26 protein-coding genes are annotated in these 25,270 nt (G+C 59.9%); 18 read left to right on the forward strand and 8 right to left on the reverse strand.

The features are described 5' to 3' along the window. Positions 1-41 precede the first annotated feature (41 nt). A complete protein-coding gene (locus tag AFERRID_RS06835; protein WP_113526133.1) occupies positions 42-302 on the reverse strand; it encodes an FmdB family zinc ribbon protein in 261 nt (86 codons plus the stop codon). Between the two features lie 111 nt (positions 303-413). Here AFERRID_RS06835 and AFERRID_RS06840 point away from each other — a divergent pair, with 111 nt between their 5' ends. The 8 genes from AFERRID_RS06840 (at position 414) to AFERRID_RS06875 (ending at position 7,231) form a co-directional block, all read left to right on the forward strand. Continuing rightward, entirely contained in the window at positions 414-1,070 is a 657-nt protein-coding gene (locus AFERRID_RS06840; protein WP_113526372.1) for a MarC family protein, read from the forward strand. Positions 1,071-1,263: 193 nt separating this feature from the next. Then, positions 1,264-2,322, forward strand: a complete 1,059-nt coding sequence (locus AFERRID_RS06845) for a YeeE/YedE thiosulfate transporter family protein (RefSeq protein WP_126604664.1) — start codon at positions 1,264-1,266, stop codon at positions 2,320-2,322. A gap of 3 nt (positions 2,323-2,325) precedes the next feature. Next, complete coding sequence (locus tag AFERRID_RS06850; protein WP_226833003.1) at positions 2,326-3,105, forward strand: hypothetical protein; 780 nt, start codon at positions 2,326-2,328, stop codon at positions 3,103-3,105. A 46-nt stretch (positions 3,106-3,151) separates the two neighbouring features. Further along, the gene (locus tag AFERRID_RS06855; RefSeq protein ID WP_126604665.1) at positions 3,152-3,622 is read left to right on the forward strand and encodes a hypothetical protein; all 471 of its coding nucleotides are present in this window, start codon (positions 3,152-3,154) and stop codon (positions 3,620-3,622) included. A 34-nt stretch (positions 3,623-3,656) separates the two neighbouring features. Next, positions 3,657-4,469: a thiosulfate dehydrogenase gene (gene tetH, locus AFERRID_RS06860; RefSeq protein WP_126604666.1), complete on the forward strand. Its 813-nt coding sequence runs from the start codon at positions 3,657-3,659 to the stop codon at positions 4,467-4,469. Between the two features lie 21 nt (positions 4,470-4,490). Further along, positions 4,491-5,504 carry a substrate-binding domain-containing protein gene (locus AFERRID_RS06865; RefSeq protein WP_126604667.1) on the forward strand — a complete coding sequence of 338 codons (1,014 nt, stop codon included), beginning with the start codon at positions 4,491-4,493 and terminating at the stop codon, positions 5,502-5,504. Positions 5,505-5,556: 52 nt separating this feature from the next. Next, positions 5,557-6,639, forward strand: coding sequence for a TQO small subunit DoxD (locus AFERRID_RS06870; protein ID WP_126604668.1), 1,083 nt, complete (start codon positions 5,557-5,559; stop codon positions 6,637-6,639). A 73-nt stretch (positions 6,640-6,712) separates the two neighbouring features. Beyond that, positions 6,713-7,231 carry a TlpA disulfide reductase family protein gene (locus tag AFERRID_RS06875; RefSeq protein WP_126604669.1) on the forward strand — a complete coding sequence of 173 codons (519 nt, stop codon included), beginning with the start codon at positions 6,713-6,715 and terminating at the stop codon, positions 7,229-7,231. Positions 7,232-7,261: 30 nt separating this feature from the next. On the opposite strand, the gene AFERRID_RS06880 is transcribed toward AFERRID_RS06875, so the two are convergent. The 6 genes from AFERRID_RS06880 to AFERRID_RS06905 form a co-directional block, all read right to left on the reverse strand. Next, on the reverse strand, positions 7,262-7,660 hold the full coding sequence (locus AFERRID_RS06880; protein WP_113526126.1) for a rhodanese-like domain-containing protein: 399 nt from the start codon (positions 7,658-7,660) through the stop codon (positions 7,262-7,264). 60 nt (positions 7,661-7,720) lie between these two features. Next, positions 7,721-8,368: a rhodanese-like domain-containing protein gene (locus AFERRID_RS06885; protein WP_113526125.1), complete on the reverse strand. Its 648-nt coding sequence runs from the start codon at positions 8,366-8,368 to the stop codon at positions 7,721-7,723. 99 nt (positions 8,369-8,467) lie between these two features. After that, positions 8,468-9,550, reverse strand: a complete 1,083-nt coding sequence (locus AFERRID_RS06890) for a TQO small subunit DoxD (protein WP_126604670.1) — start codon at positions 9,548-9,550, stop codon at positions 8,468-8,470. A gap of 52 nt (positions 9,551-9,602) precedes the next feature. Continuing rightward, positions 9,603-10,616 carry a substrate-binding domain-containing protein gene (locus AFERRID_RS06895; protein ID WP_126604671.1) on the reverse strand — a complete coding sequence of 338 codons (1,014 nt, stop codon included), beginning with the start codon at positions 10,614-10,616 and terminating at the stop codon, positions 9,603-9,605. 24 nt (positions 10,617-10,640) lie between these two features. Next, positions 10,641-11,453, reverse strand: coding sequence for a thiosulfate dehydrogenase (gene tetH, locus AFERRID_RS06900; protein WP_113526122.1), 813 nt, complete (start codon positions 11,451-11,453; stop codon positions 10,641-10,643). A gap of 39 nt (positions 11,454-11,492) precedes the next feature. Continuing rightward, positions 11,493-12,686, reverse strand: a complete 1,194-nt coding sequence (locus tag AFERRID_RS06905; protein ID WP_113526121.1) for a TDT family transporter — start codon at positions 12,684-12,686, stop codon at positions 11,493-11,495. 527 nt (positions 12,687-13,213) lie between these two features. Here AFERRID_RS06905 and AFERRID_RS06910 point away from each other — a divergent pair. The 10 genes from AFERRID_RS06910 to mnmE all read left to right on the forward strand — a co-directional run bounded on the left by AFERRID_RS06910 (position 13,214) and on the right by mnmE (position 23,792). Continuing rightward, positions 13,214-14,773: an MFS transporter gene (locus AFERRID_RS06910; RefSeq protein ID WP_232027883.1), complete on the forward strand. Its 1,560-nt coding sequence runs from the start codon at positions 13,214-13,216 to the stop codon at positions 14,771-14,773. Beyond that, on the forward strand, positions 14,763-16,208 hold the full coding sequence (locus AFERRID_RS06915; RefSeq protein WP_226828924.1) for an efflux transporter outer membrane subunit: 1,446 nt from the start codon (positions 14,763-14,765) through the stop codon (positions 16,206-16,208). Before AFERRID_RS06910 ends, AFERRID_RS06915 begins: the two co-directional genes overlap by 11 nt. Then, a complete protein-coding gene (locus AFERRID_RS06920; protein ID WP_126604674.1) occupies positions 16,183-17,295 on the forward strand; it encodes an HlyD family secretion protein in 1,113 nt (370 codons plus the stop codon). The genes AFERRID_RS06915 and AFERRID_RS06920 overlap by 26 nt, the downstream gene beginning before the upstream one ends. A 61-nt stretch (positions 17,296-17,356) precedes the next feature. Continuing rightward, the gene (locus AFERRID_RS06925; RefSeq protein ID WP_113526117.1) at positions 17,357-18,259 is read left to right on the forward strand and encodes a LysR family transcriptional regulator; all 903 of its coding nucleotides are present in this window, start codon (positions 17,357-17,359) and stop codon (positions 18,257-18,259) included. Between the two features lie 97 nt (positions 18,260-18,356). Next, positions 18,357-20,024, forward strand: a complete 1,668-nt coding sequence (gene ettA, locus AFERRID_RS06930) for an energy-dependent translational throttle protein EttA (RefSeq protein ID WP_113526116.1) — start codon at positions 18,357-18,359, stop codon at positions 20,022-20,024. A 70-nt stretch (positions 20,025-20,094) separates the two neighbouring features. Then, positions 20,095-20,229, forward strand: a complete 135-nt coding sequence (gene rpmH, locus AFERRID_RS06935; RefSeq protein ID WP_009560916.1) for a 50S ribosomal protein L34 — start codon at positions 20,095-20,097, stop codon at positions 20,227-20,229. Then, a complete protein-coding gene (rnpA, locus tag AFERRID_RS06940) occupies positions 20,198-20,584 on the forward strand; it encodes a ribonuclease P protein component (RefSeq protein ID WP_232027885.1) in 387 nt (128 codons plus the stop codon). The genes rpmH and rnpA overlap by 32 nt, the downstream gene beginning before the upstream one ends. Then, complete coding sequence (gene yidD, locus AFERRID_RS06945) at positions 20,581-20,796, forward strand: membrane protein insertion efficiency factor YidD (protein WP_113526114.1); 216 nt, start codon at positions 20,581-20,583, stop codon at positions 20,794-20,796. Before rnpA ends, yidD begins: the two co-directional genes overlap by 4 nt. Before the next feature lie 16 nt (positions 20,797-20,812). After that, complete coding sequence (gene yidC, locus AFERRID_RS06950) at positions 20,813-22,399, forward strand: membrane protein insertase YidC (RefSeq protein ID WP_126604675.1); 1,587 nt, start codon at positions 20,813-20,815, stop codon at positions 22,397-22,399. Between the two features lie 37 nt (positions 22,400-22,436). Then, positions 22,437-23,792, forward strand: coding sequence for a tRNA uridine-5-carboxymethylaminomethyl(34) synthesis GTPase MnmE (gene mnmE, locus AFERRID_RS06955; protein WP_126604676.1), 1,356 nt, complete (start codon positions 22,437-22,439; stop codon positions 23,790-23,792). Positions 23,793-23,840: 48 nt separating this feature from the next. Here mnmE and AFERRID_RS06960 read toward each other — a convergent pair whose 3' ends face one another. After that, complete coding sequence (locus tag AFERRID_RS06960; RefSeq protein ID WP_113526111.1) at positions 23,841-25,199, reverse strand: porin family protein; 1,359 nt, start codon at positions 25,197-25,199, stop codon at positions 23,841-23,843. Positions 25,200-25,270: the final 71 nt, after the last annotated feature.

Here is a 25,270-nt window from a genome sequence, read left to right on the forward strand (position 1 = left end):
GGGAGGCCCGCGCACAATCTAGCCTTGCCGCGCGCGCCGCGTCAATGACAGGCGCAACCCCCGGCGGGGCAGGTAGGCACAGCGGCGGCTTCCGGCTTGCTCTCGCCGGCTTTATTGCCGCCACCCTTGAAATCGGTCTGGTACCAGCCGGAGCCCTTCAGGGCGAAGCCGCCGGCGCTCAGTTGCCGCTCCAGCCCCGGCTTTCCGCAATGGGGGCAATCGGTCAGGCGGGGATCACTCATGCGCTGCTCGACACTCAAGTGGTGCCCGCAATCCTTGCATACATACTCGTAAGTTGGCATTGTATCGACTCCGTATCGGGTTGTTGCTTTAAAAGATGCCTATTAAATACGACCTCACGCCGCAATTTTCAAGGGCCTTGTGCCAGTACATGCGGCACGGGAGCGATGCAGATGCCCGTGGCCGCTGAACTGCACAGTGCATTGCAAACGCTCATCGCCCTGCTCGCGATCCTCAATCCCGTCGGCGCCATCCCGATTTTCATTGCCCTGACCAGCGACGAAGACCCACAACAACAACTCGCCACGGCGAAGCTGGCATCGCGCGCCGTCGCCGTGGTGCTGCTCACGTCGGCGTTCCTGGGAGAATATATCCTGCAATTCTTCGGGATCAGCATCGCCGCCTTTCAGGTGGCGGGCGGTATGGTGCTCATGCTGCTGGCCTTCAATATGCTACAGGCCAAGTCCAGCCGCTATCGCCACACCCCGGAGGAAGCCGCCGAGGGCATGCAGAAAGAGGCCGTCGCCGTAGTCCCTCTCGCCATCCCCCTGCTCGCGGGTCCCGGCACCATGGTCACCGTGATCATCGCCCATCACAAAAATGCGTCGTGGCTGGCCAGCGGCCTGTTGATCATCGACATCCTGGTAATCGCCGGAGTGGCCTATGCGGCACTACGCCTGGCGGAGCCCCTGTCGCGCCGGCTGGGGGTGACGGGCATCAACATCTCTACCCGTATCTTCGGGCTGGTGCTCGCCGCCATTGCCGTGACCTTCATCGCCAACGGTCTGGCCGCCTTGTTTCCCGGTCTGGTACACGTCCGCATGTCCTGAGCGGCGACCGGGACGTCTGTTGATCTCCGGAATGCCTGCGCGTCGCCGCACATCATCCAGCGCCCTATAGTCGCTAATCAGCCCATAGATTAATTATATTTGCCAGGGCTGAACAATAGGCTATTTTGATTGATATAAAGAATAGTGGCAAGGCGGGGTTTCCCCCTATGCCTATTACAAGATGGAGGAGCGTATGGAGACCATCGTTTGGGGTTTCATGTTCGGGGCGATTCTACAATATGCGCGCCTGAACCGATTTAATACCATAGCGGGCATGGCGGTACTGCAAAATCTCGCCGTCGCCAAAACCATGGCCTTCACTATCGGCCTGGGGATGCTTTTGCTGCAGTCCGAGATTCTCCTGGGATGGGCGGACTACCACGTCAAACCCCTGATCCTCGTCGGCGTGGTCGTGGGCGGACTGCTCTTCGGCGTGGGCATGGCCGTACTCGGCTACTGTCCCGGCACCGTCGCCATATCCCTGGGCCAGGGCAATCTCGATGCCTTGGTCGGCATCATCGGCGGTTTGTGCGGCGCCCTGGTTTTTGCGGTGGTCTACCCCTCCATAAATCCCCTTCTCGGCCCGAACCTGGGCGCCCTGTCTGTCCGCAGCCTGTTGCCCGATGACACCCTGTTCTGGAGCGTCACCAGTGCCGTGGCGATCTTGTTCATGGGAATCGCCTTGTATTTACAGAAATTGCAGCATCATGACTGGCGCTGGCTGCACGCCGCCGTGGGTCTGGCGTTGCTCAACTGCGTACTCACCCTGCCCTTTGTCGCCGGTCACCCCATGGGCGCATCCACGGCCTTTCCTTATGCGGCCATGACCCTTACCGACCTGGGCGCGGAATCCTATCAGGCCGCCATAGCGGCGCCAGGCGCATGGGAATTATGGTTTCTCACCGGGGCGTTTCTGGCCGGGCTGGTGTTTGCCCTGCTCCACCGCAGCTTTCGCATCTCCAGCGTGCCCGAGTTGTGGGTGCGGTACCACGGTCCCAAGCCGGCCAAACGTTTTTTCTGGGCGTTCGTCGGCGGCTTCCTGCTCCTCTTCGGGGCGCGCATGGCGGGCGGATGCACCTCTGGCCATGTGATTTCCGGGGGAATGCAACTGGCGGTCAGCAGCCTGGTGTTCGCCGTGGTCGTATTCGCGGCATTCCTGACAACCGGTCATTATTTTTATCGGATACGCCAGGCGGTGCCTATCCCGCCCTCACCCCGGATCGTCGGGGTCAACGAGATAGAAGCCCGTTGAACGATGATACGGCGAACCATCTTCTTCCTGCGCGGCAAGAAACGGGTTTCCGAAGAACGGAAACGCCGGCGGACGGGGGCTGATGATTTGCCCCTTCGGTTATTCGCACTCTGCGGCGTCGCGATGTTTACCTCCATAGGACCGGCCGGCGCTGACGCGGCCATGAAGACGGACAGCACGCAGCGACCGGGCGGACCCACACCCAGCGTCGCGGGGAGTGCAAGAACCTCTGCGGCAGTACCGCCCGTCGTCGGCGCCGCCCAGGTGTCGCCGCTATCCGGCGGGTTATGCATTTTTCCGGGATGCCCTGGAAATCCGCTGGCGGATTGGACCCGCGCGCCACAGAGGCAACGATTCCTCGCCAGAAAATCAGCGCACCGGAAACCCGCTCACCGGCGGGACAAACGCGCCCTCCGCATCCGTCTGAGACCGGGGCACAAAGCCATCGCCCTCCTGCGTCACCATCCGGGCAGGTCCCATCCCATAGCCGGTGTGAGCCGCAACCCCTATATGTCCAGGCGGCCTCTGCGCCTGGCCTTTCCGCGTTACGGCACCGGGACCCTTGCCGTCCAGAGCGCCCTGGAACTCGCGCCCATTTCCAGGTACCGGTACTCCTGGCGGAACGGATCGTATCTGACACTGGGTGTGCATGGCCATTACGGCATCGGGCAGGGCTGGGATATCTTGTCCGGCATAGACTATGTCAGCCACACCAAAGCCCTTTCGCCACAGGAGGTAGATGACTCTCGCGCCTATATCGGGGTAATGCACAGATTCCAGTGACCTTTCCCAATCCGCTGTTTTACCTATTTCCGGAGACTCTAATTACATGTGGAAAAAACGGTTCCTTCTCTCTGCTCTTGCCGGTCTGGCCATGGGTACGGCCAACGCCGCACCAGCCATCATCGGCACATCTTTTGCCATGCCTGCGGACATTGCCGCCGTCAAAATCAGCCAGCAACTGACGGCGCGTCACTTCAAGGTAGTGGACAATCTGAACGTGCTCCCCCGCATTCACAAGGGCAACCCGCAGCTTGCCGCCCGGATTCCTCCGGACATCCAGGCCGAGCGGCTGTTGGTCGTATGCCAGTCCAGCTCCATTGTCGGCTACCTGCGCACCGACCCCGCCGCCACGAGTCTCTGTCCGATCACCCTGTCGCTGGTCCAGATAAACGGCAAAACCACCGCTTACTATCTCCAGCGTAGTGCATTACTGACGGATAACGCCGCGGCGCGAGCGGTTGGCCAGAAAGCCGACGAATCCGTTCTGGACGCCCTTCATGCAGCGCAAAAACAGTAGACCGTATAGTTTGGCACACCCAAAGGAGAGAACCATGAGTAACGAGCAAAATTTGCTGAGCCGTCGCGACGTCATGAAACGTGCAGTGTGGGGTGCCGGAGCCCTGGCTGTGGGTGCCGTGGGTACCCAGACGAGCGCCGTAGCGGCCGGCCTGAGCGGGAATCCCGGCAATTTGTTGCCGACTGGTGCCAGGAGTCTGAAGGAACTCGGCGAACGCTTGGCCAAAACACCGCGGCGGCGCGACTTCAAAACGGTTCCCATGATCCTCACCAAACCGGACGAATGGGATGATGCGGCGCTGCGGGAGATCATCCATTACGCCGGTGGCCCGAAACAGGTCTGGGATAATACCGATGTTTCCAGCCCGTGGCTGAACTTGATGCGCAACAGCATGAATGTGCAGGTCTGGGCGTTTAGGCATCCGGATTTCCTTTGTGTCTCGGCCACCCATGGCAGCGCCCACTGGGCGCTGTACGATGATTTCATCTGGAACAAATATCTGGCACAGATGACCGGCGGAAAATGGAAAGGCAACGAATGGGTCAAAGAACCGCCGGCGGCGGCGGCCGACCCCGCCAACTTTGAGAATCCCGAAGGAGTGTTCGCTCCGGGGGACAACAGTGTCACGGTATTGCAGCGTCGCGGCGCCGTTTTCCTGGGCTGTCACAATGGCATCTGGGAAATCACCGAGGGCGTGCTCAAGAAGGGCATCAATCCCGACGGCCTCAGCCATGAACAGATGGCGGCCGAGTTTACCAACCATCTCATTCCCGGTGTCATCCTGACGCCGGGGGTGGTAGGCACCTTGCCGGAACTGCAGTTGGCCGGCTTTCAATACGCAAAATAGTAGATCAAGAGGAGCGATAGGATGACGAGAAGCAGCACACTACGGCTGGCTCCACTGCTGGCAGCCGCCTCCCTGATGGTTTTTGGTACCTGCGCCGTGGCGGCGGACAACGGCTGGGGTACCCCTGGCGAGTTCCATGGCACGAAGAGCCAGGTATTCCCTCCCTGGCAAAATGGCGCCAACAACCCGGCGACCTCTAAAGGCCTGGATTTTACCATCCCGGAAGTCGACAACCTGCCGGATTTTCACGGTAGCATCGACAACCCGAAACTGAGCATCTTCGTGGGGGGCAACTACTTTTTTGCCATGGCACCGCTGGTGGCCGCGTTTGAGAAGGAGCACCCGGAGATCAAAGGCAGAATCTATTACGAGACCATTCCGCCGGGCTTGCTGATCCGGCAGATGGAGCACGGCAATACCATCACGGTGGGGAACATGACCTGGACGGTCAAGCCCGACGTATACGCCGCCGGGTTGCAGAAAGTGGACTATTACGTTCAGCACGGTCTGCTGAAGGGGCCGGCGGTGCCTTATGTCACCAACGACCTCACCATCATGGTTCCCAAAGGCAACCCGGCCCACATCAGCGGACTCCAGGATCTGGGCAAACCCGGAATGCGGCTGGTCATGCCCAATCCCGCATGGGAGGGCATCGCCCGGCAAATCAAGATGAGCCTCACGAAGGCGGGCGGACCGGCACTGGCCACCGCGGTGTATGACACCAAGGTAAAGAACGGCGAAACCATTCTGACGGAAATTCACCACCGCCAGAGTCCCATGTTCCTGATGCAGGGAAGGGCCGTCGCCGGGGTAACCTGGAAATCCGAAGCCATTTTCCAGGAAAAGATCGGCAATCCCATCGGCAACGTCGCGATTCCGGCCCAATTCAATACCAAGGCCATCTATGCGGCTGCTGCGGTCAAGGATGCGCCTCACCCCAAATGGGCAGAGGCGTGGGTAAACTTCCTCAAGTCGCCAACGGCCCTGCACATCTTCGAAGAGTATGGCTTTCAGCCATATACCCAGGGGAAGTGATCCACGCGCGCATTAGGGGGGCGTAGCCCCCCGGATCATCAGGAGAAAGAGCATGGGTAGTGCAACAAGCGTAAACGGCAGTACATTTTTAGTGGATAGAGGATGGCGCCTGGCAGCGATCGGGTTGCTCGCCGTGCGTTTTGTGCAAGGCTGGATTTACTGGGGCGGCGGCACCAGACGGTTTATCTACGGCCCGCAAAAGCTGGACGCGTGGGGTGGCGGGCACTGGATGGCCTATAAGTTTCAGACGGCCATGCCGGGTGCCTTGCTGGGCACGGAGCATCTCGTCTCCTTCCTGCTGCAGCATTTCGTTCTGCTCTATGTCGGGGTCATCGTCTTCAGCCTGGTGGAACTATTTGCGGGCTTCATGCTCATCACGGGTCTACTGACGCGCATCGCCGCCCTGACCACCATCGGCTTGTCCTTCGTGCTGATGCTCCTGTTCGGTTGGCAAGGGGCTACCTGCATCGACGAATGGACCATGGCCGCATCGAATTTTGCCATGGGCGTGACGCTCCTGCTGGTGGGCGGAGGCGCTTATTCCCTGGACAATTGGCTCCTCGCGAAAAAGCCCGGCCTGGCCGAAAAAGGGTGGTTTCGCTGGATGGGCGGCAGTTTGCCGTTGCCCCTGAGCGATCAGGCCTATAAGAAATTCGCGCTGATGCTGTTCTGGATCGCCGTCGCTTTCATCGTCGGCACCTACAGCTACTATCGCGGTTCGGTGGTCACTCCCTTCCATGGCGGTCCCGTGAGCCCCTCCAAACATCATTGGTCCCTCTCTGACGGCCGCCTGCAAGGGGACGGCACGGTGACCTTCCATGCCTATGTGGACGCCGGCACCCCCGAAGCACCATCCAACGTGCTGCATGCGACGCTTGTCGACACCCGGAATGGCAGTGTGGTCGAGGAATGGGATAGCGCCAAGCTTGCCGCCTTACCCAGAACGGCCTTGAAAAACGACTATGATTATCAAAAAATTCATATCGGTAAATACGGGATCACCGGCCCGGTGGGTTCCAAGGCTACCATTACCCTGCCCCCGGCGGCGAGCGATTTGAAGCTGCCGGTGGGTACCTATACGCTCCAGCTGAGTTCGGTAAATGGCAGCGTCTGGACCGTACCCCTGCAACGCTGACATCTCCCGGCTATCCGGACAGCCCCCGTGCCGTATAAAATGGGGGCTATTTTTACGGGGATAACATACCATCATGTCAAAAACGGTTTGGCCTATGGCCAAAGTGGCCATCATCGTGATGATCGGCGCATTCCTGCTGTGGATCAGCCTTATCCAGCCCATGCTTCATAAGTCCGATGTGGCAACCACATCCATTCCGCTGGTGAATGGCAAAACCCTGGATGTAACGGCGCTGCGCGGCAAGGTCGTGGTATTGAATTTCTGGTCTCCCGACTGCCCGCCCTGTATCCAGGAACTGCCCGATCTGGAACGACTTTACCAGACCTACCGCGCGCAGGGTCTGGTGGTGGTAGGCATCGCCACGCCGGGATCGTCCAGGTCCAGAAGCCTCGCCGCCGCCGCTATGGCCCACGTGACTTATCCTTTATCTATGGATCAAAGTGGCACCCTTACCCGCGCAGTGGGCGGAATCATGGTTACACCCACACAGGTCATCATCGACAGGGAAGGGCGGGTGATCGACAAATACCAGGGCGTCGTGTCCGGGCAGGAGCCGATGGACGAGATTCTGCGGGCATTACAGCAGAAGTGAGGGAAAGGACAAAATACGGGTGTTGCCAGCCTACGCCGAGAGGGCAGCCGGTGATGTCGGCAGGCCGCTGCAGACCCACTCATCTATACCGCCGACGACGTTATAAACCTCGTAACCTTCGTCTCCCAGCATGTCCAGGGCACATTCCGCCGCATCACAGGAACGGTTTCCGCTACCGCAGATGAAGTATAGCTTGAAATCGCCTATGCCCTTGCAGTTGCTCACGGCGTTTTTCAGTTCGCGGTGAAAATGCTGATTATCCACCAATGCATCATCACGAAGCAGCTTCCACGGGATGAGGTGCGCCCCCGCGATTTGCCCGTATATCGCATATTCCTCCTGGCATCGCACATCAATGACGACGGAATCGCGATCGCTCAGCGCCGCAAGCGCCTGCTGACAGGTTGCTTCTTTGATTACATGGGACATAAGACCTGACTCACACCGGCGGGGGCACACACGGCCCCCGGAAGCCTGCTTCCAAACCCGTCAATGCGCCTGCGGGTTGTCATACTGGAATTGCCGCCAGCACGTCTGCCAGGGATGACACGCCTGCGCCATGGTGCCCGGCTCTTTACCGATGACAATGGGATATCCTGCCTTTTTCCAGCCGTTGACCCCGCCACGCAAGGCGTAGGCGTCGTAACCGAGCATGCGCAATACTCCGGCCGTCTGGTTGGATAGCTGGCCGGTCGGGCACATGAGGATAACGGTCTTGTTTTTGGGAATGGTGTTGCTCTTGATGGCCGCAGGAAGATTCAGATACGGGATATTCCGAGCACCTGGCACATGGCCCTGTGCATAGCCGTAAATACGTTGCCAGCCGCGTCCGGTGCAGACATGCTTGTTGGAATGCACTCCGCAGAAAAAATCGTGATAGGTTGGCGTCCGGATATCGATCAATGCATATTTGCTGGGATCCTTGCTGATCGCCAATAACAAGCTGCGGTCCGTATACTGATAGGTGCCGTAGGGAAAGGGTTTCTGATCTGCAAAGAATTTCTCCATGCGTGCATTCAATACTTGTTGTGCGGCTTGGTTACCACTGTCGTCGGCGGAGGCCACAGATACCGACAGCCCGAATAACATGCCGACGAAGGCAAATGGAATTGCGGCGTTTGCTAGGCGCTTGAACATTTTTAATTCTCCTGTTGAATTTCTGGAAAATGGCATGGATGAACCTACGCCCATGCCACAATTTGAGGCTGGCAACTGCCTGACCTGACTAGATAGTGCTTATGGATGCTGCACTGGCGCTTTCCATACATGGCCGTTTACGGAGGTCAGCTCGAGAACGTAAGCGCCCTGACCGATGGTTACACCGCTCGGCATCGTTGATGGCAGGCGTACGGTGGCCTGCGCACCGACCGGTCCGGTAATGCCGAACTTCCCGGTGTGAATCTGCTGGTAGGCAAAATCGTTGGAAAAGGCGCTTTTGGGCAACGTGGAGAGGGTCGAACTGGCCCATTTCTCCAGCGGCTTCCCGGTGCTGGTATCGATCAGCGCTGCCTCGAGCACATTGGACGGCTCTGCGGCCACTCCGGAATCCACATAGGCGTGGAATGTCACACCGCCGTCCTTCTGCAGTGTGGCTCCGTCCAGCTTCCAGTGATGCTTCGCCGGACTCACTGGGCCACCGTGAAAAGGCGTGAACACCGAACCGCGGTAATAACTATAAGTCGCGACGATAAAGGCCACGGCAATCCAGAACAATGTGAACGCGAGCTTCTTGAAGGCGCCATCGCTCAAAGGCAAAGGCAGGGCACCCCCCAGCCAGCGGAACAGACCATTTTGGGCCAGCGTCGGTTTCCGCGACAGGAGCCAGTTGTCCACGGAATACGCGCCGCTTCCCGCAAGAAACAGCGTGATGCCCATGGCAAAGTTGGACGCAGCCATGGTCCATTCATCGATGCAGGTGGCGCCCTGCCAACCGAACAACAGCATCAGCACGAAGGACAAGCCGAGGGTGGCCACCGCTGCGAGGCGGGTATACAAGCCGACAATCAGCATAAAACCTGCGATCATTTCAACGGCGCTGAAAATGATCACCCCAGCATAGAGCAGGGTGAAATGATGCAATAAAAAAGCGACCAGATGATCCGTACCTAGTATGGCTCCGGGCATTGCCGTCTGGAATTTATAGGCCATCCAGTGGCCATGTACGTCCAGCTTTTGCGGGCCGTAGATAAAACGCCGGGTCCCGCCGCCCCAGTAGATCCATCCCTGGACGAAGCGTACGGCAAGAAGTGCGATGGCGGCGAAACGCCAACTGCGATCCGGCGTGTCCTGCGGGGTGGTATTTGACATGGTCGTTGCCATGAAGTTTCTCCTGTTCTGCCTGAAAAAGGGAGAGAATTCCCTCCCTTTTTACTTATTTGCCCGTGTACGGCTTGAAACCGTAGTGCTCAAAGATCTGCAAGGCGGTGGGTGTCTTCAAAAAATTCACCCAGTCCTTAGCCCACTTGGGATGTGCCGCGCCCTTGACTACCGCGGAAGCGTAGATCGCCGTGGTATTGTCCTTCGCGGGGATCGCGACGTTGGCAATGGGGTGCCCCGCCTGTTCCTGGAAAATCGCTTCCGATTTCCACGTCACCCCGGCATCAGCGAGACCCTGCATCAGGAAGAGCGGCGTCTGACGATGATGGATATGGGTGAGGATCGTTTCCCCATTCTTGACTTTGGTGTCGTACACCATTTTCTCCAGCGCGGGGCCGCCAGCCTTCGTCAGAGACATTTTGATCTGTCTGGCGACGCCTTCCCAGGCGGGATTGGGCATGGATAAACGCACACCGGGCTTGCCCAGATCCTGGAGTCCGGTAATGTGGGCGGGGTTGCCTTTCGGGATCATGATGGTCAGATCATTGGTGACATAAGGCACCGCAGGACCCTGCAGCAAACCTTCCTTGATGAAGGCGTTCACTTTCTTCAGCCCCGCTGCATAGACATCGGGCTTGACGGTCCACGTCATGTTGCCGATGGTGATGGTGCCACCCTGCTTCATCTGCTTGATCAGGATGCCGGGCGGCAACGTCTCGTAGTAGATCTTCCCCCGGAGAGCCGGGTGTTCCTTTTCAAAGGCTTTTACCAGCGGAGCCATGGCGAAGTAGTAATTGCCGCCCACAAAAATGGTGAGTTGCGGGTTGTCTATGGAGCCGTGGAAATCCGCCAGATCATCGATTTCGGGAACCGTGAAATTGAAGCCCTTATCCATCGTGGGGTTGTTTTCACCATGTTGCCAGGGCGGAAACACCTGCTCCTGATAACGGGGGGCCTCGGCTTTTCCGTTCCATCCCATATCCGCAGCCTGGGCGACGACTGCTCCGCAGGACAGCAGGGATGCGACCGCGGCTACGGTAGCGATTTGCAGCGTTTTACTTTTTTTCATCTCATTACCCTCATTTGTGCATGGTTATTTGGCGTACTGATATCCCGCCAACTGCAACTCCGGTAAGGTACCGACGATACCCGGGGTGAGCACTACGCCGGGAATCAAGTGGTTGGTGAACTCCGCAGCCATTTCCGGATGGCTCAGATGATCCGGGTTGATGCCCTTGGAATGTAAACCCATGGTGAGCTCCCACACCTCGTTGTGGCAGGCCAGGAATACGGCACCACGACGCTGCAGCACGATGATGCTGTTGTCGTGGGGGGAGAAAACGCCTTCGGGGTCCTCAAAATCGGCCGGATTGGTCGCCGATGCCGGGGGCTGTTTCAACCAGGCGTTCGCCTTCCATTTGCCTTTGGTGAGGGTGGCGAGATACTTGTTCCAGATGTAATTGTCGTATAGGGCAAAATGCGCGGAACCATGGGTGGCCGACACGGCGAGGAAATCCGGATGCTTGAACGACCAGATCTGCACATTCATGCTGTTGCGCATCAGGTTCAGCCACGGGCTGGTCAGCGCGGTATTGTCCCATACCTGCTTGGGACCGCCAGCGTAGTGCAGTATCTCATCCAATGCTTCGCTGTCCCATTGGTCCGGGCTAGTCAACATCATGGGAACGGTTTTGAAATCGCGCCGCCGTGGCGCTTTGGCCAGCCGGTCACTCAATTCCTGCAGCGTGCCGGCACCGGTGGGCAACAGGTTGGCGGGGTTTCCGCTCATGCCGGCGGCCATGGCTGAGGCATTGGCCCCCAGGGCACCCACGGCGACGGCGCCCGCGCCCAGCACCGTACGCTTCATTGCTTCTCTGCGGCTCAACAGATTTGATTCGTTGCTCATGTCTATTCTCCTTCCAAGTTGATCCAACAAGAACACCACTCAACTCCTAAGATCCTTGATCACATCCTCTTTTGTAATCAGTCGCTGCACGTCTTCTTTGCTGTCGATCAACATGGCGGTTTCTTCCGAAAGGGAGGGGTCGCGGAACAGGCGCCCGACCCACATGCCGCCAAAGGTCCGCCAGGTCACCACCACCCAGAAAAAGGCCAGGAGAATGGTAAAGGCGGCACCGATATGATCGAACACTACGAACCCCGTTTCCCTCGCCAGGGCATAGGTGGACGCCGTAAAGACGCCCAGAGGGAAGGTGAAACCCCACCAGCCCATGTTGAAGGGTAGGCCCTCATTCAGATAACGCAAGGTGAAAAATATGGCAATCGCCATCCACCACAACCCGAAACCCCACAATACGAGGCCCGTGATGATCCCAATGGGCTCACCCAACGCCCCCACCGCCGCCATGGAGCTGTGAGCAAAGGCATACTGATCAGAGGGGCCCAGCACCAGCATTGCCAGAGAACCGGTACCCAGAGGGCCGAGAGGCAGCCAGGCGGATACGGCCATGTCGATGTGCGGCATTTTGTGTAGGGTCAGACGGAGGAAAAGGATCGTCAGTATGGCAAAGGCCAGGGGCACGGAAATGGCCCAAAGCACGTAACTGGTATAAATCACCCAGCCGGCCGCGCCAGTGCTCAGATGCCCGGCCAGCATACCGCCGCTTGCCGCCGCCACCTCCGGCGGAACCACCGGCAACAGCCATGCCGCGGTCATACGGTCCATGGCATGGTGCTGGGTCGTAAACATATAATAAGGGACTGCCAGCACGGAAAAAAGCGAGAGGACCACGTCTACCCACCAGAGATAGTGGGCAACAAGGATGGTTTCGGGCGATAGCGGCCATAGCAGGAAGATGCCGTTGACGATCGTGGCAAATCCCATGGGAATGGCCCCGATGAACATGGACTGCACGGGATGTTCAAAGAGCCGCTGAAAGGCGGCCGGGTAGAAAATGGCGCGCCCCAGAAACAATACCGTGAAAAGGCAGAAAAAAACGACGTTGATCGACCAGAGCCCTCGCGCTGCCACGAGCTGGCCGGGGAAATGGTATGGGAAATCGGCGAGCATCAGGGCCAGGATACCTGTGCCCATGTTCGCGGCAAACCAATTTGGTGTAAAGTGGCGCACCACCTCGCGCAAATCACCATTAGGAACTGCTGATAAAAACCTAGCCATGCATTGATTACCCGTCTGTTGTAGCGGTCTCGAAACATAAAACACTTCGCAGTCAATTGAAAATTACGATTTTTGCCAATTCTATAAGTAATTTTTATATTTAATGACATAGTTGGTCTTTGATCTATGACGCATTATCGATATGACCAGCGCGAAAACTTCAAATCTCGCGTTACCTACTGTAATTACATCACTTATTCACACCAGGAAAACAACAGGGCCATAATTAAACTTGTTCATTTATCACCCTTATAGATGCATAATGTATATCTATTGACTGGGCTGCCGTCATTTGGCTCCGTGTTATCCTCCACTGTCCTCATCGATAGAAATGCCGCAACAGCCGCCTCGCGCCTTCCTGGTGATACGCAAAAGACATCACTCCCGCCCGGAAAACGCATTTTGCCCCAGACACGGCAGTCCTCTAAGATGCACATCGTGTCTTCGCCGCTCCGGGTATCTGCTTGGCCGTTCGCCCTGTTTCTCCTGACGCCGCCGCTGACCCTACATTTACCAGGGTAGATAGCGTGCTGCTGTTGCTGGGCCTGAGCAGTGGCCTGCTGTTGGCCTCGTGGAGCCTCGCCTGGTCCATCCCGATGCTGCCGTACATCGCTGGCGCCTACAGCACCAGCCTCGACCACGCGATCTGGTCGCTGACTTTTTACCTGCTGGCCTGGGCGCTCGCGGTGGTACCCGCGACCTGGCTCTACCAGCGTTTCGGTGAACTGCGGATGTTTCAGATCTCCCTCATCCTGCTGATGGTGGCCACCCTGCCCGATGTCTTCAGCGACCATTTCGGCTTGTTCCTGGGCGGCAGGTTTGTGCAGGGCATAGCGGCGGGTTTTCTGACGCCCCTGACCCGACGACTGCTGATCCGCTATGCGCCGTTGCGCTGGCAAAAGACGGCGGCCGATCTCAGCATCGTCAATCTGGTGCTGCCCCTGCTTGCCGGACCATCGCTGGCGGGCTGGATCGCCTATACCTGGGACTGGCGGGCGGCGGCGGTGCTGACCTTTCCCGTGGGTTTACTGGCGCTGGGCATGGTCTCCGCCCTGTTACGCGACGATCCCAGGGAACACCTGCGCCAACCTTTCGACTGGATCGGGCTGGTGCTGCTCGCCGCATGGAGCGCCACCTTCCAGATCGTGCTCAACCGGGGCGAAGACTGGAACTGGTGGGATGCCCCCGCCATCCGCTGGCTGACCGCGCTGGGCGCCGTGCTCCTCGTGGCCTTTTTCCTCTGGGAAAGGGATCAACCGCACCCCTGCCTGGATCTCCGCCTCCTGCGGCGACGGAATTACGTGCTGGCGCTGCCGGCACTGGTTTTCGGGTGGGGACTGCTGCTGGGCGGGAACAGTCTTTTTGTCTCGGCCCTTATCAGTCATGCCAACTATTCGGCTTTCTGGGCGGGCGTGGTGCTGCTGCCCATGGCCCTCGGCGGCGTGCCACTGATCGCGGTGATGGGACCCATCTCGCACCGGGTGAATCCGCGCTGGCTGGCAACCATCTGCTTTGGATTCGTCGCCATTTATGGATTCACCACTCGGCTCAACCTGCACAGCAACCTGCGCAGCCTGCTCCTCAGCCATTGGATCGAAGGCATCGCCATCGGGTTTTATCTGGTGCCCCTGAGCTTGATCATGTTTTCACGGCTGCCCCAGCGTCGCCTGCCCGCTGCGGCCACCTTGCAGAACTTTGTGCGGATTCTCGGCGGCGCTTATCTGTCCAGCGCTTTCTCGGCGCTGTGGATACGTCATGGCGATACCTTTAGGGCACACCTGGTCTGGCAGTCCCCCACCGCGCCCTTGCAAAGCATGCTGGAGCACTGGCCCGTAAGGGGCCCGGCCGCGCAGGCCCTGTCCATCCAGCACCTGACCACCCAGAGTGCCGCACTATCCATGCAATCCATGCTCTGGCTCTGGGGCTGGATGGCGTTGGTGGTGCTTGCCCTGGTATGGCTCACCAAAGGGCCATATCGCCGCCGGGCCGGGCAGATCCGACGGGTTACCATCGAGCAGCAGATCATGGAAAGCGCCGGTTTTGACGCGGAACCGGGTCGGCAGGAGGATGTGGAACATGCACCGTAAGCGCTGGATCGCCGCATGCGCGGCCCTCGGCGTCGTGGCCCTCGGCGGCTGCGCGCCGACCATCCGTGCCCCGGACCCCGCGGATGTCAAAGCACCCGCCTGGGCGAAGAGCGTGCAGCGGCTGGACGGCGCCCAGGCATTGCCCACCGGCGCGTGGCCGCAACAGGACTGGTGGACGGGGCTGGCCAGCGCCGGGCTCGATCAACTCATGACCCGGGCCCTGAGCCCGGCCAATCCGCGTCTGGCAGAGGCCGTCGATACGGTCCAGTGGGCGGCATCGGTCAGCACCTGGCGGGCGGCGGCCCTCGGTCCGCAGCTTTCCGGACAGGCGGCCGTCACGCCTTTGCAGTTCAGCGGCAACAGCCCGCTGGGGGCGCTTGGTCTGGGCAACAAACTCTATGACAGCGGCGATGTCGGACTCGGTTTTACGCAAGCGCTCGATTTCTGGGGCAAATATGCGGACCGTCTCAAGGCGGCGCTGGGTGAACAACGCGCCGCCGAAGCGCGGCTGGCGGACACTCGCCGCCTGCTCACCGCCGCCGTCGTCAATGCCTATCTGCGCTGGGCGGAAGCCGAACAGCAACTCGCCAGCACCCGGCGTTTGCAGCACCTCTACCAACAGCGGCTGGCGTTGTTGCGAACCCGGCGGCATCTCGGTCTCGGGACCGACCTGTCCATTGCCGATCTGTCTTTGCAGCTCCAGCAAAATACCGCCCGCCTGGCCCGCTGGCAGCAACGGGCGGCTGCCGCACGCTTCGCCGTGGCAGAGCTTGCGGCGATTGCACCGGATGCCCTCCCGCTACGGCCGGTGGCGCCCGCGTCCGCAGTAATCCCCACCCTGCCCCCACACCTGAGTCTGGACCTCCTTGCCCACCGTCCCGACGTACAGGCGGCACGCGCGCTGGCGCTGGCCAGCGTCCAGCAGACCAAAGCCGCCCGCGCCGCTTTTTATCCAGATATTTCCTTCGCGGCCTTGCTGGACATGAACAGCGCCCACCTCGCCACGCTCCTGAACCCGGCGAGCTTTGCCTACAGCTTTGGACCGGCCTTGCGGTTACCGATTTTCACCAGCGGCGCCCTGACTGGCCGCTTCCATGGTGCCGAGGCGCAGCAGGCCAAGGCGGTGGCCGTTTACCAGGAAAGCATCCTGCAATCGGTCCAGCAGGTGCTGACGGCGCTGTCGGGATACCAGCACAGCCGACAGGTGTGGCAAGCCGAGGCGGCCGGTACCGGCGCCACCCGGGAGCAGGAAAAACTCACCGCCACTGCCCAGGGGTTGGGCCTCAGCGACCGCGCGGCGGTGCTGCAGCGGCAGATCACCCTCATCCATCAGCAAATGACCCAGCGCCTTGCCCATTATGCGGCACTACAGGCCTGGACCCAGTTGGAAACCGCATTGGGAGGCGGCTATGATCAGTCCAGACAGCACCCCTGACAACGCCGGCAAGGCCGGGGCAGACCAGAGGCGGCGCAACCTCTGGATACTCGCAGGGGTCGTCCTGCTCGGTCTGCTGGTCTACGGCCTCTGGTGGTTGCTGATCGGACAAGAGCGGCTGGAGGTAGACGATGCCTACGTCGAGGGCAACCTTTACGCGGTGGATGCGCGCACGACCGGAACCGTCGCCGCGATCCCCGCCTACGACACCATGCGCGTGGAAGCAGGCTCCACCCTGGTGATGCTCCGCGGCGAACATGCTGGTCGCAAGCTGCAACAGGCGGAAGCGCAACTGGCGCAGGCCCGGCAAAATGCGCTGGCGCTGGTCCACGAAATTCAGGCCAGTCGCAGCAAGGAAGCGGCCTTGCGGGCCAACCTGAACAGTGCGCAGCAGAAGGCCTGGCGCCTACGGGCGTCGGCCAGCGCCGGTGCGAGCGAGGATATAGCCGCCATCACGGCGGCCGACGCGGTGCGGCGCCTGCAAGCCGAAATCAGCGCCGAATCGGCGCATAGCGCAGCCCTCACCGCGCAGCTCGGGTCCGCCGGCCCGGCGGGAAACCCCGCCGTGCGTGCGGCGACGCAGGCCCTGGCCCTGGCCCACCTGAACTGGACACGACGCATCATCCGCGCCCCGGTCACCGGCATCGTCGCGCAGCAGGCGGTGCAGCCCGGACAGTGGGTGAGCGCGGGCCAGCGCCTGTTTACCGTGGTGCCATTGCAGCAGATGTGGGTCACCGCCAACATCAAGGAAACCCGCCTGGCGGGCGTGCGCCCCGGTGCGGCGGTGACACTGCATTCTGATCTTTATGGTAACGCCGTCACCTATCACGGCTGGGTGGTGGGACTGGGAGGGGGCTCCGGCGCCGTCTTCGCGGTGTTGCCGCCGGAGAACGCCAGCGGCAACTGGATCAAGTTCACCCAGCGGGTACCGGTGCGCATCGCCGTCGATCCTGGGGACCTGGCCCGGCACCCGCTGCGTCCCGGTCTGACCATGACGGCACGGATCGCACTGCATGGCCCGTGGATACGGCGGCCGGTACCGGACTGGTTCCTGCGTTCCGCAGCTGCTTCACGCCCGGCTCCCTGACTGGCCGCGCGCGCCGGCGCTGGGCTACACTCCCAGTCCCGAATTCAGGAGTGATACCGGAGTGGACCTGCGTCATCTGCGCCATTTTGTCGTGCTCGCCGAGGCCCTGAACTTTCATCGGGCGGCGATTCGCCTGCATCTCGCCCAGCCCTCCCTGAGCCGCAGCATCCGCGCTCTGGAAGACGAGATCGGTCTGCCGCTTTTTTTGCGTAACCAGCGGGAAGTCTCCCTCACGGCCGCCGGTCGGGTGCTCCTGCCCGAAGCCCGACAATTGCTGGCGCAGGCGCGGCGCACGGAGGCCCTGCTCGGCGATCTGCAAAACGGTCAGGCCGGCACTTTGCGGATCGGCTTTCTTGCTTCCACCGCCATCGCCCTCCTGCCTGGGCTGCTGCGCGGTTTTCGTCAGCACTTTCCGCAGGTGCACCTGGAGTTGCGGGAGATGAGCAGCGATGCGCAGTTGCAGGCGCTGCGCGATGATCAGATCGATATCGGCTTCATCCGCGATATCGGCATCCTGCCGGATATCCGCCAGCATCTGCTGCAACGGGAGGCGCTGATGCTGGTGCTCCCGGAAGATCATCCCTTTGCCGCAGAGGGCGCCATAGCGCTCCATCGTCTGCACCAGGAGTCGTTGATTCTCCTGCGCCGCGAGGTGGCGCCAGCGTCCTATGACCGCATCCTTGCCCACTGCCACATCCATGCCCTGAAGCCACATATCCTGATGGAACTCGCCGATTCCAATGCCGTGTTCAGTGCGGTCCTGGCGGGCCTCGGACTGGGTTTCCTGTTCTCGGCCTTTGCCGAAATTCAACGTCCGGGCATCGTCTTCCGACCGCTGGCGGATGCCTTGGGGGACAGTGAGGTAAGTCTCGCCTGGCGCGGACGACAGGAGGACGGAAATCCGGCAGCGCTGGCGTTTGTAACCATGGCGCAGCAGCAATATGCGTTGCAGGCCGAACCCTGAGGCCAGCCGCATAGTCCACATCGAACCCTGATTTGCGCTACACTAGGCCAACTCCGCCCTCCGGCGGTCTGAACCCACTTTTTGGATGGAACACGGCATGGCGCAATACGTTTTTTCGATGAATCACCTCAGCAAGACCGTGCCGCCCAAGCGCGCCCTGCTCAAGGACATCTCTCTGTCCTTCTTCCCCGGCGCCAAAATCGGCGTGCTCGGCATGAATGGTGCCGGCAAGTCCACCCTGATCAAGATCATGGCGGGTATCGACAAGGAGTTCGAAGGCGAGGCGCTGCCCATGCCCGGTCTCAAGATTGGTTATCTGTCGCAGGAACCGCAGGTCGATCCGAACAAGACGGTGCGCCAGGTGGTAGAGGAGGGTCTCAGCGACATCCTCGGCGCGCAACAGGAACTGGAGGCGGTTTATGCCGCCTACGCCGAGCCCGATGCGGACTTTGACGCCCTCGCCGCCGAGCAGGCGCGCCTGGAGGCCATTGTCGCCGCCAGTGATGGGCATCAGGCCGCGCAACAGATGGAGGTCGCCGCCGACGCCCTGCGTCTCGCGCCCTGGGACGCCTTGGTCGGCCCTTTGTCCGGCGGTGAAAAGCGCCGCGTCGCCCTCTGTCGCCTGCTCATCAGCCGCCCGGACATGCTCCTCCTGGACGAGCCCACCAACCACCTGGACGCCGAATCGGTAGACTGGCTGGAGCAGTATCTACAGCGTTTCCCCGGCACCGTGGTCGCCGTCACCCATGATCGTTATTTTCTCGACAATGCCGCCGAGTGGATTCTGGAGCTGGATCGTGGTCACGGCTTCCCTTACAAGGGCAACTATTCCGCCTGGCTGGAGCAGAAAGAAAAACGCCTGGAGCAAGAGGCCAGAACCGAGGCTTCGCGCCTCAAGGCGATGCAGCACGAGCTGGAATGGGTGCGACAAAACGCCAAAGGCCGCCAGAGCAAAAGTAAGGCCCGCATGGCCCGCTTTGAAGAACTGAGCTCCTACGAATACCAGACCCGCAATGAAACCCAGGAGATTTTCATTCCGGTGGCGGAACGCCTCGGCAACGAAGTGATTGAATTCCGTGACGTGACCAAGGGCTTTGGCGACAAATTGCTTTTTGAGCATCTCAGCTTTCAGGTGCCGCCGGGTGCCATCGTCGGTGTCATCGGCCCCAACGGTGCCGGTAAATCGACTTTTTTCCGCATGATCGTGGGCCAGGAAAGCCCGGATAGCGGGGCAGTCGTCCTGGGCTCCACGGTCAAACTCGCCTATGTGGATCAGTCCCGCGATGCGCTTGCCGCCAAAAACAACGTCTGGGAAGAAATCTCCGGTGGGTTGGACATCCTCACCGTCGGCAAGTTTGAAATCCAATCCCGTGCTTATTGCGGCCGCTTCAACTTCAAGGGTGCCGACCAACAAAAGCTGGTGGGACAATTGTCGGGCGGTGAGCGCGGCCGCCTGCATCTGGCCAAGACCCTCATCGCCGGCGGCAACGTCCTCCTCCTCGATGAACCTTCCAACGACCTCGACGTGGAAACCCTGCGCGCGCTGGAAGATGCCCTGCTGGAGTTCGCCGGCAGTATTATGGTCATCTCCCATGACCGCTGGTTCCTCGACCGCATCGCCACTCACATCATCGCTTTCGAAGGCGATGCCCATGTCGAGTTTTTTGCGGGCAACTACCACGAGTATGAGGCCGACAAAAAGCGTCGCCTGGGTGAAGAGGGTGCCCGGCCCCACCGCCTGCGTTACAAGCCAATCGTGCGCTGAGGCGCCTTGACTTTCACGCAGCATCTCCTTATCTTCTCAGCCCTTAAGAATTACCCGCAGGAAGTGTCTCATGAAGCGTACTTTTCAGCCCAGCGTCGTTCACCGTAAGCGGACCCACGGGTTCCGTGCCCGCATGGCCACCAAATCCGGCCGCCTCGTGCTCAAGCGCCGTCGTGCCAAGGGCCGTCAGCGTCTTTGTCCGTAAGCCGATGAACCCGGCGCTGGCGCATCCTCATCGTTTTACCCGCGAGGATCGTCTCCGCCAGAAGGTGGCTATCCAGCGTACCCTCAAGCAGGGGCGCAAGAAGGTTTTTCCGGAATTGGTGATTTACGCCCTGGGTAACGAGCTGCCACATCCAAGACTGGGCCTGGCGGTGAGTCGCAAGGTGGGCAATGCCGTGGTCCGCAACCGCATCAAGCGGCGCCTGCGCGAAGCCTTCCGGCAGCAGCCGGCGCGCACACGGGGGCGCGACGTGCTGGTCGTGGCGCGGGCGGGTGCGCGGCAACTCGGCATGCGCGCCATGGCTGCCTACCTTCAGCAAATCCTGGAGAGGACATGAGTCCGCGGCGCGCGGCAGTGGTCGTGGTGCGCGGCTACCAGTACGTCATCAGCCCCATGCTCGGACACAACTGCCGCTTTTTTCCGACCTGCTCCGAATATACCTGTCAGGCCATCGAACGCTACGGCATCGCCAAAGGTTCCTGGCTAGGCATAAAACGCATCAGCCGCTGCCATCCCTGGCACCCCGGTGGTGTTGATCCCGTTCCTTAAAACGCCCTGGGGCCCCATGGATAATCAGAAGACCATCCTCGCCGTTGCACTTGCCGTAGTCGTCTTCCTGCTGTTTCAGGCCTGGCAGGAGCAGAATACGCCGAAACCTGCGGCCGGGCCCGCTGTCAGCCGGAGTGTAACGGCGCCCGGCGCCTCGGCCACCTCGCCGACGCCAGTGGATGTGGTTCCTGCTAGCGCCAGCGGTCTCCCACCGGCGACCGGGGCCGCGGTATCTTTCCAGACGCAAGTGCTCACCGGTCGGATCAGTCTGAACGGCGGAGACATTCAGAACCTGGGCCTGCGCCACTATCCACGGGCGGTGGACAATCCCGCCCCTTATCCTCTCCTCGACGGGGCAGCGGCCAGGCTCACCATACAACAAAGCGGCTTCGTCAGCAGCGCCGGGCAAACCCTGACCGCCCGGTTTGCCGCTCCCGCCGGTCAGACGACCGCAGGCCAGCCCATCGTCCTCACTGGCAAGGCCGGCCCCCTGACCGTACAAAAAACCTGGACATTCCAGCCCGACAGCTATGTGGCAGAAGAACACATCACCATCACCAATAGCGGGTCCGCGCCCTGGAACGGCAGCTATTTCGATCAGATCCTGCGTAACGACCGCACCGAAACGCACATGTTCATGTCGATTTTCACCGGCGCAGTGCTCATGCACCAGGGCAACTTCAGCGAGGTGAGTTTCAGCGACATCCACGATCATCCGGTACTGAAATCCGGCCCCGGATGGGCGGGGATGATGGACCATTACTTTCTCACCGCCATCCTGCCCTCTGCTCATGCGCAAGTTCAGGTTTATGCGCGTCCTTCGGGTACCAATTATGTGGCCGGAGTGAGCACCCCGCTACCTACCCTGGCGCCGGGACAGAGCACCACCGTCACCCAACAGCTCTTCCTCGGGCCGAAGCGGCAACAAACGCTGGCCGCCATGGGGCGCGGCCTGGAACAGACCGTGGACTACGGCTGGTTCGCCATCATCGCCGAGCCCATGCATGTAGTCCTGACCTGGTTCCACGGGCTGGTCGGCAACTGGGGACTGGCAATCATCCTGCTCGTCATAGTGGTCAAGTCCATCTTCTTCTACCCCTCGGCCATCAGCTACCGTTCCATGGCCAACATGCGGAAGCTCCAGCCCAAGCTGGAGAAACTGAAGCAGGAAGTCGGCGACGATCGCCAGAAGCTGGGCGTAGCCATGATGGAGTTGTATCGCAGCGAGAAGGTCAACCCCATGGCAGGTTGTCTGCCGATCATACTGCAGATGCCTTTCTTTATCGCCCTGTACTGGGTACTGGTGGAGAGCGTCTCCCTGCGGCAGGCACCCTTCATCCTCTGGATTCATGATCTGGCCATACCCGACCCTTATTTCATCCTGCCCCTGCTCATGGGCGTGTCCATGTTCTTCCAGCAGCGCCTCAATCCCGCGCCGGTAGACCCCATGCAGAAGCGCATCATGTCCGCGCTGCCGGTGGTCTTCGCCGTGTTCTTCTCCTTCTTCCCCGCAGGCCTGGTGCTCTACTGGCTGACCAACAACGTGGTTTCCATCGGCCAGCAGTATCTGATCACCCGCCACATCATGGCGGCCAAGGACTAGGGTGTGGGTGAGGATTTGTCCGTGCTGAGTTAAGGGCATGGATTATCAGCAGGGAGACACGATTGTCGCGATTGCCACTCCGCCGGGAGAAGGCGGTGTCGGCATTTTGCGCTGCTCCGGACCACAGGCGCTGTCCATCGCGATGGAGCTCTGCGGCGGACCGACAGTCAAACCGCTGACGCCCCGCCATGCTCATTTTCGCCGCTTTTACGCCCGCGACGGCAGCCTGATCGATCACGGCATTGCCCTCTATTTTCCAGCCCCTAACAGCTACACCGGCGAAACCGTCGTGGAATTGCAGGGCCATGGCAGCCCGCTGGCCCTCGCCAGCCTGCTCACCGAGGCTATCGCTCTTGGCGCACGGGCGGCGCGTGCCGGGGAGTTCAGTGAACGGGCCTTTCTCAACGGTCGGCTTGATCTTGCCCAGGCCGAAGCGGTGGCCGACCTCATCCACGCCCGCAGCGATGCTCAGGCACGAGCCGCGGCAGCGAGCCTGGAGGGCGCCTTTTCACAAGCCGTCGATGATATTCACGGCCAGCTTCTGCGCCTCCTCGCCCTCGCTGAAGCCGGACTGGATTTCAGTGAAGAAGACCTTGGCGATGCCCATGACCAGGCGATCGGCGACAGTCTGGTACGGCTGGATGCTCAGGTCGCCCATCTGCTCAAGCAGGCGCAGCAAGGCGCCCGACTCGCCCGCGGCGGTCGCGTGGTGCTCGCCGGGCGTCCCAACGTCGGCAAGTCCAGCCTGATGAACGCCCTCGCCCAGCGCGAGTCGGCGATTGTCACCGCCATCCCCGGCACCACCCGCGACCTGCTTCGGGAAGAGATCGTCCTCGGCGGACTACCGGTGGAACTCGTCGACACCGCGGGACTGCGCGAGGCGGCGGATGCCGTGGAGGCGGAGGGCGTCGCCCGCGCCCGCAACATATTACACAGTGCACAACTAATCCTGCTGGTGGTCGATGCGAGCACGGGATGGCAAACAGAGGACGAAGTTATCCTGCGTGCCCTGCCGGACGGACCGCGCCGCATCATCTGGAACAAAATGGATCTGGTTTCCGCAGTACCTGCCACCCCGACGGGTGAGGAAGCGATAACACTCTCCGCCCAAACCGGCGCAGGTCTCGATGCGTTACACCGCAGCCTGATCGAAGCACTGGGTGTGCAGGGCGATAGTTGCCCCTTCAGCGCCCGCCGCCGCCATGTCGAAGCCCTGGAAAGCTGTTTGCGCCGGCTCGGCACCGCACGTGACATGCACCGCCTGGGAGATGCCCCGGAACTGGTCGCCCAGTCCCTGCGTGAAGCCGCGGCAGCGCTGGCCGGCATCACCGGCCACATGGATGTGGAAGACATTCTCGGCGAGATTTTTTCGCGCTTTTGCATCGGTAAATAACGTCGAGTTCGCGTAGAGGTGAAATGCGCTGGCAAGGCGCCCGGCTACTCAGAATGCAATAAACGCGGTAACCGCAAACTCGTTGTCAGCGGCATTCGCAACACTTTGGGGTAATGCTCTTTGTGCTGGCGGAATACCGGACAAATCAGGTATGTTTACGCTTCTCACGAAATAATCAACCATTACCCTGGTGGACTTGGTAATATGGTATTGGCCACCGATCGCCCAGGTTTTGAATATTCTCTCCTGCGTTGCAACATTGGGTAATCGATCATAGAAGTCATAGCGCAGATCGAACTCTAAACGGTTGGTTACAAAAAATCCGCCGGAAACATAATATCCTTTAGCCGTATTCTGGCTTCCAGGGTAAACCTGGGCGTCCGTAAGCGTCGGCGCCGCACCTGCGTATGTATTAAATACCGCGGGCGCATCGATCATTCCGGAACCACGGATATATTCAAACTTGAGCCATCTTCCCCAACGTTGCATATATCCCTGCGTATACGTCAGGCCAAGTCCATCGCGTGTCATGGAGTAGGATTGTCCATTAAAAATGGGGTTCGCATGCTGATACCAGAGGAATCCCGTCACGTCACTGCGAAATGGTCCATGAATTGGCCCAAACCCTCTTAAAATATAGGACGCCTGTAGGCGCGCTGCGACGAGCGCTCCGCTGGAGGTATTTGTCGCCACCAGAGGTCCAAAGTTGCCGACCATCACGCCATAGGCGTACTCCATATTCCCCGCACGAAACCAGTCCATTACTTCCGCACCGGGATATCGGAACGCGTTGTTTCCCATTATATTTTTACCGGGAACAGAATAACTTTCGTATGGCCCTGACCGATAATCGGTATTTGTTGAATAAAATGGCTGCAACATTAGTTGTTGTACGACCGTACTATAATTAAATCCAAATGCAAAGTTTGGGTATCCCTGCATATCTTCTTCCGGACCGGGTGCGCGAATGATACCCACTTCAAAGCGTGCGCCGGGAACGTAACTAAATGTAGCATGAGCGTCCATGAGCTGTGGTGTGTAGTTACCGGCAACGTGAGTGAACTGATTGTTTCCAAACTCGCCGGCCAACATGTATGAAATATGCTTATTGATGTTTCCTCGCAGCATGATGTGCGCAAAGAGAATATTAAACGACTTGCTGGATGTGTCTTGCGGTGCTACCAGGTTAAACCTCGGAATCTGACCATTTTCTGCCATGGTTCCATTCATGTATTTGTAAAGCGGAATAAAGAACCCACAAAAGTTTAACAGTGGGGCGTGTGCTGGAGAAATACCTTCCAGCTTGAACCAATTTGCAGCAGCGGCAACGTCTATTGAACCCGCAGCCAGACCGACAACCGCAAGAGCATATATTGCATATTTTTTATGTTTCTTCCTCTTCCCCATATCTATCTCCTTCAGCCATCGCCCCGGGGCATGCTGGTTTCATTGTCCAGAAACATAACGAGGCAGATGGC

The sequence above is a fragment of the Acidithiobacillus ferridurans genome, from assembly GCF_003966655.1.
Taxonomy (GTDB): Bacteria; Pseudomonadota; Gammaproteobacteria; order Acidithiobacillales; family Acidithiobacillaceae; genus Acidithiobacillus; species Acidithiobacillus ferridurans.